The organism is Thermonema rossianum DSM 10300 (genome assembly GCF_000426825.1).
Classification (GTDB): Bacteria; Bacteroidota; Bacteroidia; order Cytophagales; family Thermonemataceae; genus Thermonema; species Thermonema rossianum.
Genome location: NZ_AUGC01000006.1, coordinates 64,993 through 82,211 on the forward strand (window position 1 = coordinate 64,993; position 17,219 = coordinate 82,211).

The following is a 17,219-nucleotide window of genomic DNA, read 5'->3' on the forward strand; positions in this document are numbered from 1 at the left end:
AGTCGTTTGCGGCTTTAAATTAAATCTTACGAGCTGTGTTGATGACATTCACGCCATTGAAGCGGGTGGTAGCGCTTCCGTGCGATACCGAACTGATTTGCGAAGGCTGTCCTTTGCCATCGAAGAACGAACCAAAGAGACGGTAGTCTCTTTCATCACAAATGGCTGCTACCGAGTTCCAGAATTCCTGTGTATTGGACTGGTAAGCCACATCATTCACTATGCCGGTAATTTTACCGCCCTTGATTTCGTAAAAGACCGTTCCGCCGAATTGGAAATTGTAGCGCTGCTGGTCTATAGAGTAAGAGCCGCGCCCGGCAATGTAAATACCTTTGTCCACGTCGCGAATCATCTCATCCACGGAATAGGGCTTTTTGCCCGGCTCCAACGATACATTGGGCATGCGTTGAAATTGAACGGAACTCCAGCTGTCGGCATAGCAGCAGCCATGCGACTCTTTGTGCCCCAAGATATGTGCCTGGTCACGGATGGCCTGATAATCTACCAGAATGCCGTCTTTTACCAAATACCATTTCTTGGTTTTTACCCCCTCATCGTCATATCCCACGGTGCCCAAGGCATAAGGCTGGGTTTTGTCGGCATAAAGGTTGACCAGCTCGTTGCCGTAGTTGAAATTGCCTGACTTCCATTTGTCGAGGGTGGCAAAGCTGGTGCCCGCATAGTTGGCTTCATAGCCCAACACACGGTCAAGCTCGAGGGGGTGCCCCACCGACTCATGGATGGTAAGCCCCAAATGATTGGGTTCCAAAACCAAATCATATTTTCCCGGCTTAATGGAAGGTGCCTTCAACATTTCCTTGGCTTGAATAGCCGCCTGCGTGGCATCTTCTATCATGTCGTAGTATTGGTAGTACATGGTCATGCCGGTGCCTTCGGGTCCTTTGATTTTGCCTTCGGGGCGGGCAGACAAATACTCGTAGCCCATGCCCATGGGGGCACTCATTGCCTGGCGGCTCTTGAACTTACCTTCTTTGGGATTGATGGCCGTAACGTTGAAAGTAGGCCATATGCGGTGAATGTCCTGGTCCACGTAGTTGCCGTCGGTAGAAGCAAAATATTTTTGCTCATTGACTATAAAAAGTGCCGAGTTCACAAAGTTGGCGCCGTTTTTCATAGCAGCGGCATTGGCACTCAATAGTAGTTCCACTTTTTCGGAAATAGGCACCTCCAAGGCATTCTTTTCGATGGGAGTTTTCCACGACACTTCGCCGTAAGTAGGCACAGGTGCCAACCGCACGGGCTCGGTCTGATAACGTGAATTGGCTTTGGCTATGGCCACGGCACGCTCTGCCGCCCGCTTCACGCCATCGGGGGTGACCTCATCAGTAGCGGCAAAGCCCCAAGTGCCATTCACTATCACACGAATGCCCACGCCAAACGACTCGGTGTTCACGATGTTTTGCACCTGCGCCTCACGTGTGAAGATGTACTGGTTCAGCGAGCGCTGAATGCGCACATCGGCATAGGTGGCTCCGCCTGCCTTGGCAGTGTTGAGCACAATGTCAGCCAATTTTCTTTTGTCGGCTCTGCTCATGCGTGGCATCAACAGAGCTTCCAAGGGCACAGGTGTTCCCATCAGTGGGATGGACAACAAGGAAGCACCTAAGCCCATTCCTGCCAGTTGTATAAATTCTCTCCGTTTCAAGGTAGTATTTAGTTTGGTTTACACTCAATTTAAAAAAACTTCATTTCATGTAACGAAACGGGCTCAACATTTAGTATGCCGGCAAGGCAATATGGTGTGCCCGGTATCTCTCTTGCTCATACAACTTTATGATTAAGTTTATTATAGTTCTGTTTTGAAATGCCTGTTGAAATGTGCACTTTTGCAAGCGAAAAAAAAGAAAAGAAATGGCTGGAAAACGTACATTCTCTATGATTAAGCCCGATGCCGTAGCAGCCGGCAACAGTGGGGCTATTTTGAAAATGATTGAAGAAGCTGGTTTCCGCATCGTAGCAATGAAGATGACCCGCCTTACTCTTGAGCAAGCCGGTGCTTTTTATGCAGTGCACAAAGAGCGCCCCTTCTATCAAGACCTTTGCCAATACATGTCTTCGGGTCCTATCATTGCCTTGGTGCTTGAAAAAGAAAATGCAGTCGAAGACTTCCGCAAGTTGATTGGGGCTACCGACCCTGCCAAAGCAGAAGAAGGCACCATCCGCAAGTTGTTTGCCAAGTCAATTGAGGCCAACGCCATCCACGGCTCTGACTCCGACGAAAATGCAGCCATCGAAAGCGCTTTCTTCTTTTCTAAACTTGAAGAAGTGAACGCCTAAGGGCTCGTGCATACAAGTAGCTTACACCTTATAGGCCGTACTGCCATGGTACGGCTTTCTTTTTTCATTGATGCTCATCATTGGAAAGCCTTCGCAAACTTTCTTTATTTACTTTTTGAGTAAAACCATTGCATCAAAAAAAGTCCCATGGATTTTTTTCAGAAAGCGTGGCGCCTAAGCGGTGGCATTTTGGTGGTGGCAGCCCTCATAGGGGTGGTGCTTCGGTTATATCCCTTCTATTCATTTGATTTTGTGTACAAACATTTGCTGCATGCCCACTCTCATGTGGCAGTGCTGGGGTGGCTGTTTGCCGGTTTTTACTTGTTTATGGTTTGGCTGTTTGTGCCCGAAACCGCACAGGTTCCCTTCCGTCGCTTGTTTTACGCTATGCAGTTGGCTGTTGCCGGCATGCTTTTCACTTTCCCGGTACAAGGATATGGCCCGCTGTCCATTCCTTTTTCCACGCTGCATATACTGCTTTCCTATGTAGCCATTTACCGTTTGGTGCCTTTTATACGCACAGCCAAGCAGGCGGCGGTGCTGCGCTATGGCAGCCTGTTGGCACTGGCTTTTCACTTTTTGGCTACGCTGGGCACCTGGGCGCTGGCAATAGTGATGGCCAAAAAGCTCAAGCAAACACCTGCTTATGACCTGTCTATCAAGTGGTATTTGCACCTCGAGTTTCAAGGATGGTTTTTTATGGCTGCTTTTGTGGTAGCTGCTTACTTTTTATTGCGTCAAAAAACCAAGCTGCATGGCTGGCGCATAGCCCTGTCGCTTTGGGCACTGGCTGTTTTGGGCAGCTACAGCCTTTATCCTGCATGGCACGGCATTGCCATCGAACCATTGATGTTGGTTCACCGGTTCAGTGTTGCTGCCGAAATGATTGCAAGCATCTGGTGGTTCCGCCAAATATGGCGCAACAGGACTTACCTCCGCGCCCGCACACCTTCCCGGCTGTTGATGGCTATTGCCTTGCTTGCGTTTGCCGCACGGCAGTGCATAGTGGCTATGTTGTGGCATGAGCCGCTGGCCTTACAAAGCATGGGCTACCGAAGTGCCATCATCGGTTTTTTACACCTGATGCACCTGGGCATATTTACACATGTGCTGTGGGGATGGGCAAGCAGCCTTTTTGCGGTCAAGCGACTGCCTTTTTACATAGGCTTGGGCTGTTTTCACTTGGGCTTTGGCTTGCAAGAGTTCTTGTTGTTCGCACAAGCGCTGCCGCTTATCGGGCAACAAGGGCTTTTTTTATCACCCCGGTGGTTGGCCGGTGCTGCCCTTCTGTTGGCTTTGGGCAGTGCCCTGCTTATTACCTCTTTTTCGAAAACCAATCATAAAAAGCTCCAAACTATTTAGCCCCACCGGGCTTTGAAAAACCTTGGTGGGGCCGGTTCTTTGCTGTTGAGCAGGCATTTGTTCTAATAATCCAAGCGTTTCACCTCTTCCACGCCGGGTATGGCCTTCAGCTTTTCTATCAGCTGTTTCAGGGCTTCGGTATTGGCCACCATCACCGTACAGGTGCCTTCAAACAGGGTGTCGCTAGTGTCAATGGCAATGGAACGCATGTTTACCTTCAGGTCGTTGGATATTACTTTCGACACATCGTTGACGATACCCACGCGGTCGGTGCCTTTGATGTATAAGCCCACCAAAAACGATTCTTCTGCTACCGACGCCCACGTGGCTTTTATTACACGGTTGCCATGCTTCGAAAGCAATTCCGTGGCATTGGGGCAGGTAGTCCGGTGAATTTTGATGCCTTCGTTGGCAGTAGCAAAGCCAAAGATTTCATCCCCGGGAATAGGGTTGCAGCATTTTGCCAAGGTATAAGGCACATGCATGTAGTCATCGCCAATGAGAATGCTGTCGCTTGGCTGTTTTTTCTTGGGCGGCTCCGGTTGCTCTGCGCCGTCTTTGTTTTCTTTTTTTACAGGCATCTGCTGCACCTGCCCTTTCCGTGCCCCCTTGGTCTCCAATATTTCTTTGAAGCGCTTGAGCTCCGTAATGGGCAGCTCGCCGCTTCCTATATGGTAAAACAGGTCGGCTACGGTCTTCTCATTAAAGAAAGCACGCATTTGCTCATAGGTGCGATCGTTGCATGGAACGCCCCACTGTTGCAGTTTTTTATTGGCCATCTCCCGCCCCAACTTCATGAAAGCCCGCTTTTCCTCGCGCAGGGCTTCCTTGATTTTATGCTTGGCTTTCGAAGTCTTTACAAAACTTAGCCAATCGATACTGGGTTTTTGTTTGGCAGAAGTGAGAATTTCTACCTGATCGCCGTTTTTTAGTTCGTAGTTGATAGACACCAACTTGTTGTTCACCTTCGCCCCAATGCAGGTTTTGCCTATGTCGGTATGTATTTCGAAAGCAAAATCGAGAGCAGTTGCGCCTTGTGGCAATACTTTCAAGTCGCCTTTGGGGGTAAAGACATAGATTTCATCGCTGAAAAAGTTGCTGCGGAAGTCGTCGATAAACTCAATGGCACCGGTGCCATTTTTTTCGAGCAGCTCACGCACACGGTTGAGCCACATTTCCAGCCCGGTTTCAAGCGACTGCTTCCCCCCTTTTTTCACCTGCACACCCGATTCTTTGTAGCGCCAATGTGCAGCGTAGCCCCGCTCGGCGATGTCATCCATGCGGCGTGTCCGTATTTGCACTTCTACCCACTGCCCGGTGCGGCTCATGACCGTCGTGTGCAAAGACTCATAACCATTGGCACGGGGCGTGCTTATCCAGTCGCGCAGGCGGTCCGGGTTGGGCAGGTAAAAATCCGTGACTATGGAATACACCTTCCAACAGGCCGCTTTTTCTTGCTGGGGCGGCACGTCATCAAGAATGATGCGAATGGCGAAAAGGTCATAGACCTGTTCGAAAGGTATTTTCTGCTTTTGCATCTTTTGATAAATGGAAAAGACGGACTTCATCCGCCCTTTGATTTCAAACTTATAGCCTTCTTCCTTCAGTGCTTTGCGAATGGGGCGTATAAAATCACGGATAAACTTATCCCGGCTGGCTTTGGTTTGTTCTATCTTTTCCACTATTTCGTTATACACCGAAGGACTGGTATAACGCAAATACAGGTCTTCCAACTCCGATTTGATAGAATACAAACCCAAGCGGTGCGCCAAGGGCGCGTAAATATAGATGGTCTCCGAAGCTATTTTCAATTGCTTGTGCTTGGCCATGCTTTCAAGCGTGCGCATATTGTGCAGGCGGTCGGCTATTTTGATAAGAATCACGCGCACGTCTTCGGCAAGTGTGAGTATTACCTTTTTGAAGTTTTCGGCTTGGGAAGAGGTAACACTATCTTCTACATCGGTAATTTTGGTGAGGCCGTCAATGATGCGGGCTATTTTACTGCCAAACTCCCGCTCTATTTCTTCCAAGGTAATGTCTGTGTCTTCCACCACATCGTGCAGCAAAGCGGCGGCAATAGAGGTAGCCCCCAAGCCCATCTCTTCCACACATATTTGGGCTACTGCCAAAGGGTGAAAAATATAAGGCTCGCCGCTCTTACGGCGCATGTCTTTATGCGCCTCGGCAGCCATTTTAAAAGCCCGCTTAATCAAGCCGGCATCCCCTTCTTTCAAATAGGGCTTGGCAATGCGCATCAGCTTACGATAGCGCTTCAAAATTTCACGGCGTTCTGCTTCTTCATCTATGCCGTTCAAGTTAGGTTTGTTGGTTTCGATAGGCTTCATATGGAATAGAAAAAAATTTAGTGCATACCTATTGCAATATAAAAATTTTGCCTAAATTTGCAATCCAATCGACAGAAAACAGCCCTGTGGTTGAGCAAGGGAAGGCGGGTGTGGCGGAATTGGTAGACGCACTAGACTTAGGATCTAGCGCCGCAAGGCGTGGGGGTTCGAGTCCCTCCACCCGCACAAGCAAGCGTAAGGCGCAAACAATGGTTTGCCCTTATGAAACGAAAGTAACAATACACAGCGAAGCCCTCGCCGGTTTGTACGGTTGAGGGCTTTTAACTATGGAATCAATGGTTGTACCAAAATAAGTAGCGCCTTGGAAATCAAATTTGAAAAACAAAATCCTACCTTAGGGCACCTGAGCGTAGTCTTGGAAAAAGACGATTACATGCCCGCAGTAGAGCAAAAGATTAAAGAGTACAGCAAAACGGCTGTTATCAAGGGTTTTCGGAAGGGCAAAGTGCCTGCATCGCTCATCAAAAAGCTCTACGGTAAAAGCATCTTGGCTGAGGAGGTATATCGCAAGGCAGTGCAAAGCATGTATGACTACATACGCGAACAGCAGCTGCCTATGGTAGGCGAGCCTCTGCCCAAAGAAGACGCCGACTTAAGCCTGGACCTCGACAACCCGGGCACCTTCACCTTCGACTATGAGGTGGGCTTGCACACCGAAATCAACTACAAAGACGTAGTAAACAAAGACACCCAACTGGATGCCTACAAGGTGGAGGCTACAGACAAAGACATAGAGGAAGTCATTGAGAACCTGCGCAAACAATTTGCTCAGACCGAGCACCCGGAAAGCAGCCAAGAAGGTGACTTCTTGTATGGCAAGATAGAAAGCATCGTGGAAGAGGGCAGCGAAATAGAGCCTATCGTGATGGACAACACCGCGCTGCCGCTCAATCAGGTAAAAGAAGAAGCGCGCGCGCAATTTGTCGGCTTGAAAAAAGGCGATGAAATTACCTTTAAGCTGGATGTGCTTGCCGACGACAAAATGGCAGGCTACCTGCTGGGCATCTTCGAAGAAGGGCGCGTAGAGCAATACAAGGACGTTGAGTTCCGCTTTACCATCACCGACATTGTGCGCCAGGTACCGGCCGAACTGAACGAAGAGTTGTTCAAAAAAGCACTGCCCAACCGCGACGACATTAAGGACGAAGCAGCTTTCCGCGCCGCTATCAAGGAAGAAATCGAAAAGATTTACGAGAAAAACACCAACGACCTGCTGGCTGACAGCATTGCCGAAACACTGCTCGAAAAAATAAAGATTGACCTGCCGCACGACTTCCTCAAACGCTGGCTCAAAGCCAACAACGAAAGCTTGAGCGAAGAGCAAATCGAGCAGGAATATCCTCGCTTTGAAGAGTTTTTGCGCTGGTCGCTCATCAAGCAAGCCATTGCCAAAGACGAAAACATAGAAATAAGCGAAGAAGAAATCTTCGAAGAAGCCAAAGCGCGCTTACAGCGCATGTTCGAGCAGCAAGGCTTGCCGCTGCATATGATGAATATTGACTTAGATGCCATCACCCGCCGCTATCTCATGGACGGCGAGGGCAAAAACTATCGCGAAGTGCGCGACGAAGTCATGCAGCGTAAACTGATTGAGCGCATCAAAGACAAAATATCTTTGAATGTGAAAACCATCAGCACCGACGAATACAAAGCGTTGGTGGATGAAATCAACGCCAAGCAAGAAGAAAAAGCCAAGAAGCTGGCTGAAAAAGCCGCTCAAAGCGCTGAATAATCACACATCCATCAAGCATAACACACAGCCCTTTGCACGATGCGCAAAGGGCTGTTTTTTTTGGCTTAGCCGGCGTTGCGAAGATGTTCCCGGAAAACCGGGCAGTGCTGCGGGGCAAAACTGCCCGCAGGGCTTACAGTGCCTGCATCTCTACCAAGCGCTTATAAAGCCCTTCGGGCTGCTGTATCAAGTTTTCATGCGTACCGCGTTCCACAATGCGCCCCTGCTGAATCACCAAAATTTCGTCGGCTTCTTGAATGGTGCTCAAGCGATGCGCAATCACCAAGGCCGTGCGGTGCTTCATCAGCTTATTGAGTGCTTCTTGCACCAAGCGCTCCGACTCCGTATCCAAAGCTGAAGTGGCTTCATCCAAAATCAGAATATCCGGATTGCGCAGCACTGCCCGCGCAATGCTGATGCGCTGGCGCTGTCCTCCCGAAAGCTTTACGCCGCGGTCGCCTACTACTGTTTGGTATCCTTCGGGCAACGCCACAATAAAATCATGTGCATTGGCAATGCGTGCTGCTTCCTCTACCTGCTCGGGCGTTACGTTCATTCCAAAAGCTATATTGTTGAAAATGGTATCGTTGAAAAGAATAGACTCTTGCGTAACGATGCCCATTTTGGCACGCAGGCTTTTGAGTGTATAATCCCGCAAGTCGACACCGTCCAGGGTAATCCGTCCGCCCGTGGGGTCATAGAAGCGTGGAATCAGGTCGGCAATGGTTGACTTCCCCCCGCCTGACGGACCTACCAAAGCAATGATTTTACCTTTGGGAATGCTAAAGTTCAAGTTCTGGAGCACAGGTACGCCTTCTTCATAGGCGAAAGACACCTGCTCGAAGCGTATTTCTTTTTCAAACACCTTCAACTCCTTGGCACCGGCTTTGTCTTTCACAGCCGGCTCGGTGTCTATCAGCTCAAAAATACGCTCTGCAGAGGCCATGCCACGTTGTACGGCACTCACGGCATTGCCTATCTCTTTGATAGGCTTGGTAACCTGGGAAAGCACAGCCAAGTAACCCAAAAATAGCGGGGCAGAAATGGATTGCTCTACCAAAATGAGGCTTCCGCCATACAACAACACACCGCACATGACCGCTACCCCCATGAACTCGGAAACCGAAGGTGCCAATTCGCGACGGAAGGCGATTTTCCGTACAAAATGACGATACTGCCAGTTTTCTTTGTGAAACTTCTGCTGCATATAGTCTTCGGCATTGAAGCCTTTGACGATGCGAATCCCACCAAATGCCTCATCAATCACGCTGGTTAAGTTGCTCAGTACAGCCTGCAGGCTCATAGCCGAATGGCGCAACCGCTTGATGATGCTTCCTATCATCAAGCCCGACACAGGAATAAACAGCAAAGCAAAGAGGGTCAGCTTCACAGAAATAGAGAACAGTATGGTAAAAGAAATAATCAAGATAAAAGGCTCTTTAAGAAATGCCTTCAAAGAGTTAGCCACGGCATACTCCACCTCTATCACATCGGAAGTGATGCGTGTAATCAAATTTCCTTTTCTTTGGTTGGAAAAGAAGTCCAAATGCAGGCGTACCACATTGCGAAACACATCGTCACGCAAACGCGCCACCAAATCGGCACGCATGCCTTCCAAAATACGCTGTGTGAAGTAACGGAAGGTATTGGATAAAAACACAGATACCAACACGGCACCACACACAAACTGCAGGGCACTTAGTTTGCCCTTGGCTTGCAAGAAATGCGACAAATAATAATTGAACAAGTCGGCAAAATACTGCGTAGATAATTCGAAAGCCGGCAGTTGCTCTACCACATTCAAAGGTTTGTCGTAAAAGAGCACTTCCAGCAGCGGAATCACGAAGGTAAAATTGATGACACCAAAAAGGCTTCCAAAAAATGAGCTCAGGAAGAAAGGAACAACGTAACGGCTTACAGGGCGCAAATAGCCCAATAATCTCCAATAGGTTTTCATGATGGTTTTGCTTCATTTGAATGCACAAAGCTACAAAAAGGCTATTGAAGATGTCGCTTTTTTAGTAGCTTGCATGCGTTTTTCACTTATTGTAGCTCATCCGGTTTAGACTTATTACAATTATGTTGGATTGGACAAACCTCATCAGCCAAGCATTTGTATATAACCCGCAAAAGCCCCTGATTTTTACCACCGCTTTATTTTGGATTTTTTTTGGTTTTGTCTTGCTTACCTATCAGTTTATTTACAAAAGCCGGAAAATAAAGATTGTATTTCTCACACTGTTCAGCTTGTTTTTTTACTATAAATCCAGTGGCTTTTATTTTCTGCTGCTTATTTTCAGCACCTTGGTAGATTACAGCATAGGCGAGCGTATTTACCGCAGCCGTAATCAAACACTGCGTACCTTCCTGCTGGTGGTAAGTTTGGTTGTAAATTTAGGCTTGCTGGCTTATTACAAATACGCTTACCTGCTCACCGACTTTATCAACTACTTGTTTCAAACAGACTTTAAAGCCATAGACTACCTGGCCCTAACTATCAACCGGCTGACAGGTACCGACTTGGATTATACCTCTATTTTTCTGCCCGTCGGCATTTCGTTTTTTACCTTTCAGACCATCAGTTACTCGGTTGATATTTATCGCGGCAAATTGGAACCGGTCAAGAGCATCGTCGATTTTGCTTTTTATGTGTCCTTCTTTCCACAATTGGTTGCCGGTCCCATTGTGCGTGCTTCGGAGTTTGTACCTCAAATATACCGGCCCTACCGGCTCAGCAAAGAGCAATATGGGCACGCCTTGTTTTTAATACTGAACGGCTTGGTAAAAAAGATGCTTATCTCTGACTACATATCCATCAACTTTGTGGACAGGGTTTTTGAAAGTCCCACCAGCTACACCGGCTTGGAAAACCTGCTGGCGGTTTACGGCTACGCCCTGCAGATTTACTGCGACTTTTCGGGCTACACCGATATAGCCATAGGGGTAGCCTTGTTATTGGGTTTTCAACTGCCGCTCAACTTCAACTCTCCCTACAAAGCCCAAAGCATCACCGATTTCTGGCGACGCTGGCATATTTCCTTGTCTTCGTGGCTGCGCGACTACTTGTACATACCGCTGGGCGGCAACCGCAGCGCCTCGCTGTTCACTTATATGAGCGTGCCCTTGAGCCTGTCGCTGCTCATGCTTGCCGAGCGTATGCCTTGGGAAAGTTTTATGTGGTTGTTTACCTGCCTCTTGCTGTGGCTGGCTTGGTATAAGAGCGGCGTGGCTTGGCTGGGCTATATAGGTACCCACCTGGTGTTGCTCATGGGTATTTATGCTTTTTATCTGCAGGCCTGGAGTAGTGGTGTTTTGTGCGTTGCCATTGTGGTGGGGTGGTGCCTGGTGCTGCTTCGCCCTGAAAAAAGCCGTGCTATTGCCAACTATCTAAACCTGATGCTTACCATGGTATTGGGGGGCATTTGGCACGGAGCACATCTTCGCTTTTTAATATGGGGCTTCTTGCATGGCTTGGCCTTGGCTATCCACAAACTTTGGATGGAAATACGCCAAGGCGACAGCAAAGAGCGGCCTGCACATGGGCTTTATCGCTTCTTTGCGCAGTTTCTTACCTTTCACTTTGTGTGCCTCTGCTGGATTTACTTCCGCGTCAATGATATTCCCGTAAATGAAACACTCACTTTGTCGGCTATGGATATTGCCCGGCAAATGCTGCATCAAATCGCCTTTAACTTTCAAGCTCAATTGTTGCCCGAAGTCATTCAGAGCTACCGCCCGGTGATGCTGCTCATGCTGATGGGATACTTTATCCACTGGCTGCCGGGGCATTGGAAACAAAATATAGAAAGCCGCTTCATTGCACTGCCCGATGCCGTCAAAGCTGTTATTTTCGTATTGGCAGCTTTGGGCATTTATCAAGCCAGCTCTGCCGAAGTGCAGCCTTTCATTTATTTCCAATTCTAAATCAAGGAGTTATTATTAAAGGTAAAAATAATAGACCTCAAAAGCTTGACACTTTTAAGAAAACACACTACATTTGCATCACCATTCGAAAGCATGGAGGGTTGGCAGAGCGGTCGAATGCGGCGGTCTTGAAAACCGTTGTGGGTGATGAGCCCACCGGGGGTTCGAATCCCTCACCCTCCGCCAAGCCAAAAGGACAGTCACAGCGGCTGTCCTTTTTTGTTTTTCACGGCCTCTATTTAGGTCACCTCTCAAACACAAGTGACAAGGATACACAGCTTAGCAGCCCCAAAGTAGCTTTGTTGCGCCTCACATTTCAAGCTGCCTTTGGTATAGTATTTGCCCATTCCTGACAAAGGAAAAAAGAAAAAAATAAAGTTACCTTTATTCCTATAGCCGTATTTAATAGTAGAAAAGGTAAAAAAACATCAGAATACCCAATCAAAATTTGGCAATTTCATTAAAATTTATTACATTTGTTGACATCATAAAAAGCAAAGGAGGGCATTATTATGAAAGCTCCATTTGGAAATCCGTTCGGTTCACCCTTTGGTTCGCCTTTTGGCAGCCCATTTGGGAATCGCCTGTAATCAAAGGGATGATACCCACAAAGGCACCTCAGAAGGGTGCCTTTTCTTTTTAAAACCCAAACTAAGTCTTCTACTTTTTCGTTTGTAAGTAATAGTAAAGCAATTCAGCATACATTCATGACGCGGCTATTTTTTATTCTGCTTTGGCTTTCGTTGGTTTCTGCTTCTTGCGTACAAGCTCAAAAGGTGTATCCTCATCAATTGTGGGGCAGTTGGGAAGAAATAACAACAGCGGCACAAGCAGCCAGCGACTTGCAAAGCATAGTGAGTTTTCAAAAGGATGGCACTTACCGCCTGCAAGTAGGCAATGTAGTAGGCGAAGGCAAGTGGCGCTTGATACGCCGCAAGCAACGCATCAAAGTGAAGCGTTTTCATTACATTGGCACACACACCCAAAATCAAGAGCCACCTTATGATTTTGAGCTCGGTGTGCAGATGCCCAACGACTCCACCTTAGTGCTTACAAGGAAACGCCATGGCAAAACGTATCAAGCAACTTACAGGCGCCGCCGGCCTGCTACTATTGATTAGTATGTTTTTTCTCGAAAGCTGTATGCAATTTAGAGTGCCGGACAAAAAACTCAAGCGTCAATTCAGTAAGCGGGGCATTCCGCTACAAGTCAACTATACGCAAGCCGGTGAGTACCGCTTGCGCAGTGTTGTTGTAGGTGACACCTCCCTCCCGCCTGTCTTCTGCGTGCATGGCTCGCCCGGCTCTTCCCGCGACTTTTTGTCTTATGCACAAGACACTGCTTTGCTTGACAAAGTATGCTTTGTATTGATAGATCGCCCCGGTTACGGTTACTCTTCTTTTCATCTACCCCCACCCTCTATTGACTACCAAGCCCGCCTGTTACTTCCTCTCTTACAACAAGCTGCCCAAAAACACAAAGCCCTTGTGGTAGGCTATTCCTATGGCGGACCTGTTGCTGCCCGGCTGGCTATGCTTGCCCCCACGCATGTGCAGGCGCTGATATTGGCAGCGCCCGCCCTGGATCCCGACAATGAGAAGTTTTTTTGGTTTAATCGCCCGCTGGAACATATCCGTTGGATACTGCCCACGGCACTCGAGCATGCACAAATAGAAAAAATGCGGCATGTGGAAGACCTGCGGCAAATACAAGACGGATGGCAGGCTATTCAATGCCCGGTCACTCTGATTCACGGCAAAGCGGACAAGATAGTACCAGACAACAGCCGGTTTGTCAAGGAAAAATTGGGGCATGTGCCCCTACAACTCATCACGCCCGACGATATAGGACATCTGTTTGTGTTTAAAAAACCGGTGTACCTGAAAAATGCCATTTTGCATTACGTAACCTCCCCGGCTACTCCACCGGCGGAATCGGAATGATGGAAAACTGCAGTTGACTGATACGGCGAAAGTCTTCCCCTAAAAGACGCATGTCTTCGTCGTCTTCTTCATAATACCAATTCACCGATACATCAAATCCTGCTTGATTAATCTTGCGCAGCCGCCGCAACATCTCGGCAATGTACATCGATGAGCTGGTGTTGCAATAGGTAATGTTAAAAGAAGCAATGGTTTTTGGACGTGGCTGTTTGCTGTACTCATCTATCCACTGCAACAAAGGCGCAAAAAACTTATGAGTGTCCTCAGGAATGGCCACCCCTTCTATTTCTATTTTTCCTAAGCCGGCATCCAACAACACCCGAGGTGTCAGTTCCGTGCTATCTATTTGCAGTTTACTCACCGTACGTTTATTTACATCCATAAAATCCTTTTCATTAAGCAAGGATGATTAAATATAAGAAAGATTCAGAAATAAAAGTATAAGGATTAAACTTTATTTGCTCTTTTCTTCCGCACGGCCAATAAAAGATAGAACCTAACACACAAAAAAACAGCAGCCAAGGTAAGCCCTACAAGCAGGCCTATCCACACGCCCCATGCCCCCATTTGCTTGTAAATACCCAAGTAATAAGCCACAGGAAGCGCTACCACCCAATAGGCAATAAGTGTGGCTATGGTTGGATAGAGCACATCTTGCAAACCACGTAAAATACCCAGACTCACCGCCTGAATGCCATCGGAGAGCTGGAAAAAAGCGGCAATTAAAAGTAAATCCACAGCTACCGCCAGCACTTCGACTTCACGTGTATAAAGTGAAGCTAAAAAGTCCGGGAACAGCCAAAAGAGCACACCCCCGCCGGTCATCACCACAATGGCTGCCAACAGAGCGGCCGTACCGGCACGTGCCACACGGTGCCATTGGCGACGCCCCAAGGCATTGCCCACACGTATAGCACCGGCAGCGGCAATACCCGTAGAAATCATATAGGTTATGCTGGCCATATTCAAGGCAATCTGATGGGCAGCCAGCTGTGTGTCGTTGACCCATCCTATCATAATGGCTGCCAAAGCGAAGGTAGCTACTTCGAAGAAATGTTGCAGGCCTGTACCTAAGCCCTTGGTCACGATACGCAAACACGCTTGGCGGCAGGCTTTCATCTGCACCTGATGGCGCTTAAGAAAGGCAAAGGCAGGCAGGCGCAGCAAAAAGAAGAACAAGATAAAGGTCATAGCCCAGCGCACCCCCCAGGTAGCCCAAGCAGCCCCGGCAAGCCCCAATGCAGGCAACCCCCAATGGCCAAATATCAACAGATAATTCAAAAAAATATTCAACAGCAAGCCCACCAAAGTAGCATACATCGACAAATGAGGCATAGCCATGCCGTCAGTAAAATGGCGCAGGCATAAAAACCAGTACATGGGGAATAAAGAGCTCAACAAAATGGTCATGTATTCGCGCGATAAGGCAGTCACTTCCGGCGATTGCCCCAGCTTGTCAAAATGCCAAATCACTACCCCCATGACACTGCCCAGCACCAACGCACAGGCAGTGGCAGCCCAAAAGCCCCCCACCAACAATGCTTTCAGATTTTGTGGTATGCGCCGGGCTTGTGCTTCGGCTATCATGGGCGACAAGATATTGAGCAGGCCAATACCCAGGATGGCTATTAAAAAAAAGACGGCATTGCTTACTCCTGCCGCTGCCAGGGCTTCTTTACCCACCCGGCCAATCATGGCGGTATCGACCACCCCCATCAATACGATGCCCAGCTGCCCCACAATAATAGGAATGCTTAAACGCACCGTAGCGATAAAGTCAAAATAAAGAATATGGTTTGGGCGCTTGTCTTTTGTTCCGCTTGCCATACAGTCTCCTGCTTAACTATTTCAGGCTCGCAAGTTAGTGGTAAAATTCCTTTTGAAGGCAGTAAGGCTGCACTTTTCTTGCCGTGCACCTGCATATGGCTTTGAAATAACGACCTATTGCTTCTTGCTGCACAAGTATTTGTTTTGACAGTGCATATTTATTTTTTATGATTGTAGAAAAACTTTTGAAATTGGCTTTCCTTATATGACTCCCCACTTCGAAATCATAGACTCTGTGCCGCCCGCCGCGCTTCATACGCTGTTGCCCGGCATACAGCCCCTGAAAGACATTCCATCACAAGGCAACTTCTCGTTAATTTTAGCTCAAAACGCCGAACACCAAACTGTGGCTTTCAGCCTGTTGCATCACTTGTCTGCTGCCGGGGGCAAAGCGCGCATTTTACGCCTACATGCACATGAACAATATTATTCGCTTTTTCCTGCACTGATAGAACAAAGTGAATTGTTGGCTAAGAAGCACCGGCATAACAAACTACTGTTTCTGCTTTCTGATGCAATCCCGGAATTTTCGCTCATCAAACAAGCGCTTCTTCATCGTCTGTGGACGCTTCCCGCCCGCGCTTTGAGCTGGGGCATTATACCTAAAAAACAGCTATTGCAAGCTTCCTGGATGCAAATGAAGCCACATGGCACAAACCCGCTGCGTTTACAACTATGGAACGAGCTTCCGCAAGACATCCGGGATAAAATCAACACACTTAGCAGTAAGGTGTTGGCACTGGCACCGCCACTTCCTATTGACCCGGCACACAGTTTTGCCATCTACCACCATGACACCCCCTTCGGCTGGTGCCTCACTCAGCGCCTGCGCGACAATACACTCCTGATAATATCGCTTCGTGTCAAGCGAGCCCATCCTTTTTTGTTTTCCTTACTGGCAAAACATCTGCACGAAAGCCACGACATAGAAGAAGTGGCGTACTATTACCCTCTATCCGGTGCGCCAAGCATTCGTTTCTTTGAAAAACGCTTACGCCCCATTTCGCGTGAGGCTCACCGCCTGTACTTGAGTATGAAATCCCTGCATACCTGAACACGGTTTCTGCCAATGTCAGCATGCTGACATTACAATTGCCGGCAAAGTGTGTTCTTTAAGGTGAAATTAAACCCAAAGAAACCATGATGGAAAAAGTATTTCTATTTGGCAGCCTGCTGCTTTTCATAGCAGCTGTTCAAGGATGGGCACAAGCCGACAAAGCCGATGAGGTATGCCCCATTTTAGTAGGCGAAACCATTCCCGACGTAAAAGTACACACCGTAGAAGGCAATGCCGTACGTCTTTTAGACTTGGTCAAGGAAAAGCCTGCCGTTATCATCTTCTACCGCGGCGGATGGTGCCCTTACTGCAACCGCCATTTGGCTGAACTGCGCAAAGTAGAAGACGCTCTACTCAAAAAAGGCTATCAAATTTTGGCTATCAGCCCCGACTCACCGGCTTCCATCAAACAAACATTGGAAAAGCAGAAACTCAACTACACCCTGCTTTCAGACAGTAAGCTGGAAGCCATTCATGCTTTCGGTCTGTCGTTCCGCCTCGACCCCGAAACACTTAAAAAATATGCCACCTACGGCATTGACTTGGTAGAAGCATCCGGCGGCACCAATGAAGACATACTACCCACCCCTGCTGCTTTTGTGGTAGATAAAAAAGGCGTGGTACGCTTTGCGTATGTCAATCCAAACTACAAAGAGCGTATCAAAGCCGAAACGCTCATGGCGGTCATAGATACCTTGTAAACATAGTT

Annotated in this window: 13 protein-coding genes and 2 tRNA genes; 10 read left to right on the plus strand and 5 right to left on the minus strand. The window is 48.1% G+C overall.

Annotated features, from left to right (window positions below; translation table 11 throughout):
- Positions 1 to 19: 19 nt before the first annotated feature.
- Positions 20 to 1,666: a TldD/PmbA family protein gene (locus tag K384_RS04895; RefSeq protein ID WP_038030044.1), complete on the minus strand. Its 1,647-nt coding sequence runs from the start codon at positions 1,664 to 1,666 to the stop codon at positions 20 to 22.
- 206 nt (positions 1,667 to 1,872) lie between these two features.
- Here K384_RS04895 and K384_RS04900 point away from each other — a divergent pair, with 206 nt between their 5' ends.
- On the plus strand, positions 1,873 to 2,298 hold the full coding sequence (locus K384_RS04900) for a nucleoside-diphosphate kinase (protein ID WP_038030046.1): 426 nt from the start codon (positions 1,873 to 1,875) through the stop codon (positions 2,296 to 2,298).
- 147 nt (positions 2,299 to 2,445) lie between these two features.
- Positions 2,446 to 3,660: a hypothetical protein gene (locus K384_RS04905; RefSeq protein ID WP_038030048.1), complete on the plus strand. Its 1,215-nt coding sequence runs from the start codon at positions 2,446 to 2,448 to the stop codon at positions 3,658 to 3,660.
- Between the two features lie 62 nt (positions 3,661 to 3,722).
- On the opposite strand, the gene K384_RS04910 is transcribed toward K384_RS04905, so the two are convergent.
- A complete protein-coding gene (locus K384_RS04910; RefSeq protein ID WP_051633129.1) occupies positions 3,723 to 6,005 on the minus strand; it encodes a RelA/SpoT family protein in 2,283 nt (760 codons plus the stop codon).
- Positions 6,006 to 6,109: 104 nt separating this feature from the next.
- On the opposite strand from K384_RS04910, the gene K384_RS04915 reads away from it, so the two are divergent.
- Together K384_RS04915 and tig are read left to right on the plus strand one after the other, a co-directional pair.
- Positions 6,110 to 6,191 (plus strand) — tRNA-Leu (locus K384_RS04915).
- 136 nt (positions 6,192 to 6,327) lie between these two features.
- A complete protein-coding gene (gene tig / locus K384_RS04920) occupies positions 6,328 to 7,758 on the plus strand; it encodes a trigger factor (RefSeq protein WP_038030050.1) in 1,431 nt (476 codons plus the stop codon).
- Positions 7,759 to 7,891: 133 nt separating this feature from the next.
- Here tig and K384_RS04925 read toward each other — a convergent pair whose 3' ends face one another.
- On the minus strand, positions 7,892 to 9,715 hold the full coding sequence (locus K384_RS04925; protein WP_038030052.1) for an ABC transporter ATP-binding protein: 1,824 nt from the start codon (positions 9,713 to 9,715) through the stop codon (positions 7,892 to 7,894).
- Between the two features lie 122 nt (positions 9,716 to 9,837).
- On the opposite strand from K384_RS04925, the gene K384_RS04930 reads away from it, so the two are divergent.
- The 4 genes from K384_RS04930 to K384_RS04950 all read left to right on the plus strand — a co-directional run bounded on the left by K384_RS04930 (position 9,838) and on the right by K384_RS04950 (position 13,626).
- The gene (locus K384_RS04930) at positions 9,838 to 11,682 is read left to right on the plus strand and encodes an MBOAT family O-acyltransferase (protein WP_038030054.1); all 1,845 of its coding nucleotides are present in this window, start codon (positions 9,838 to 9,840) and stop codon (positions 11,680 to 11,682) included.
- 95 nt (positions 11,683 to 11,777) lie between these two features.
- Positions 11,778 to 11,868, plus strand: a tRNA-Ser gene (locus K384_RS04935).
- 521 nt (positions 11,869 to 12,389) lie between these two features.
- Positions 12,390 to 12,803 carry a hypothetical protein gene (locus K384_RS04945; RefSeq protein WP_038030056.1) on the plus strand — a complete coding sequence of 138 codons (414 nt, stop codon included), beginning with the start codon at positions 12,390 to 12,392 and terminating at the stop codon, positions 12,801 to 12,803.
- The gene (locus K384_RS04950; protein ID WP_071837446.1) at positions 12,748 to 13,626 is read left to right on the plus strand and encodes an alpha/beta fold hydrolase; all 879 of its coding nucleotides are present in this window, start codon (positions 12,748 to 12,750) and stop codon (positions 13,624 to 13,626) included. Before K384_RS04945 ends, K384_RS04950 begins: the two co-directional genes overlap by 56 nt.
- Here K384_RS04950 and K384_RS04955 read toward each other — a convergent pair.
- A complete protein-coding gene (locus K384_RS04955; protein ID WP_038030058.1) occupies positions 13,601 to 14,008 on the minus strand; it encodes a DUF1987 domain-containing protein in 408 nt (135 codons plus the stop codon). The genes K384_RS04950 and K384_RS04955 overlap by 26 nt on opposite strands.
- Before the next feature lie 65 nt (positions 14,009 to 14,073).
- A complete protein-coding gene (locus K384_RS04960) occupies positions 14,074 to 15,453 on the minus strand; it encodes an MATE family efflux transporter (protein WP_051633131.1) in 1,380 nt (459 codons plus the stop codon).
- A 205-nt stretch (positions 15,454 to 15,658) separates the two neighbouring features.
- Between K384_RS04960 and K384_RS04965 the strand changes: the two genes are divergently transcribed.
- Both K384_RS04965 and K384_RS04970 read left to right on the plus strand, forming a co-directional pair.
- Positions 15,659 to 16,507 carry a vWA domain-containing protein gene (locus tag K384_RS04965; RefSeq protein ID WP_038030060.1) on the plus strand — a complete coding sequence of 283 codons (849 nt, stop codon included), beginning with the start codon at positions 15,659 to 15,661 and terminating at the stop codon, positions 16,505 to 16,507.
- Positions 16,508 to 16,593: 86 nt separating this feature from the next.
- Entirely contained in the window at positions 16,594 to 17,211 is a 618-nt protein-coding gene (locus K384_RS04970; RefSeq protein ID WP_038030062.1) for a peroxiredoxin-like family protein, read from the plus strand.
- Positions 17,212 to 17,219: the final 8 nt, after the last annotated feature.

Bases quoted from the DNA above. Each gene is read 5' to 3' on its own strand.
- K384_RS04910 (WP_051633129.1), bottom strand. From the start codon at position 6,005: ATGAAGCCTATCGAAACCAACAAACCTAACTTGAACGGCATAGATGAA.
- K384_RS04955 (WP_038030058.1), bottom strand. From the start codon at position 14,008: ATGGATGTAAATAAACGTACGGTGAGTAAACTGCAAATAGATAGCACG.
- K384_RS04900 (WP_038030046.1), top strand. From the start codon at position 1,873: ATGGCTGGAAAACGTACATTCTCTATGATTAAGCCCGATGCCGTAGCA.
- K384_RS04905 (WP_038030048.1), top strand. From the start codon at position 2,446: ATGGATTTTTTTCAGAAAGCGTGGCGCCTAAGCGGTGGCATTTTGGTG.
- K384_RS04960 (WP_051633131.1), bottom strand. From the start codon at position 15,453: ATGGCAAGCGGAACAAAAGACAAGCGCCCAAACCATATTCTTTATTTT.
- K384_RS04970 (WP_038030062.1), top strand. From the start codon at position 16,594: ATGATGGAAAAAGTATTTCTATTTGGCAGCCTGCTGCTTTTCATAGCA.
- K384_RS04950 (WP_071837446.1), top strand. From the start codon at position 12,748: ATGGCAAAACGTATCAAGCAACTTACAGGCGCCGCCGGCCTGCTACTA.
- K384_RS04965 (WP_038030060.1), top strand. From the start codon at position 15,659: ATGACTCCCCACTTCGAAATCATAGACTCTGTGCCGCCCGCCGCGCTT.
- K384_RS04930 (WP_038030054.1), top strand. From the start codon at position 9,838: ATGTTGGATTGGACAAACCTCATCAGCCAAGCATTTGTATATAACCCG.
- K384_RS04945 (WP_038030056.1), top strand. From the start codon at position 12,390: ATGACGCGGCTATTTTTTATTCTGCTTTGGCTTTCGTTGGTTTCTGCT.
- K384_RS04925 (WP_038030052.1), bottom strand. From the start codon at position 9,715: ATGAAAACCTATTGGAGATTATTGGGCTATTTGCGCCCTGTAAGCCGT.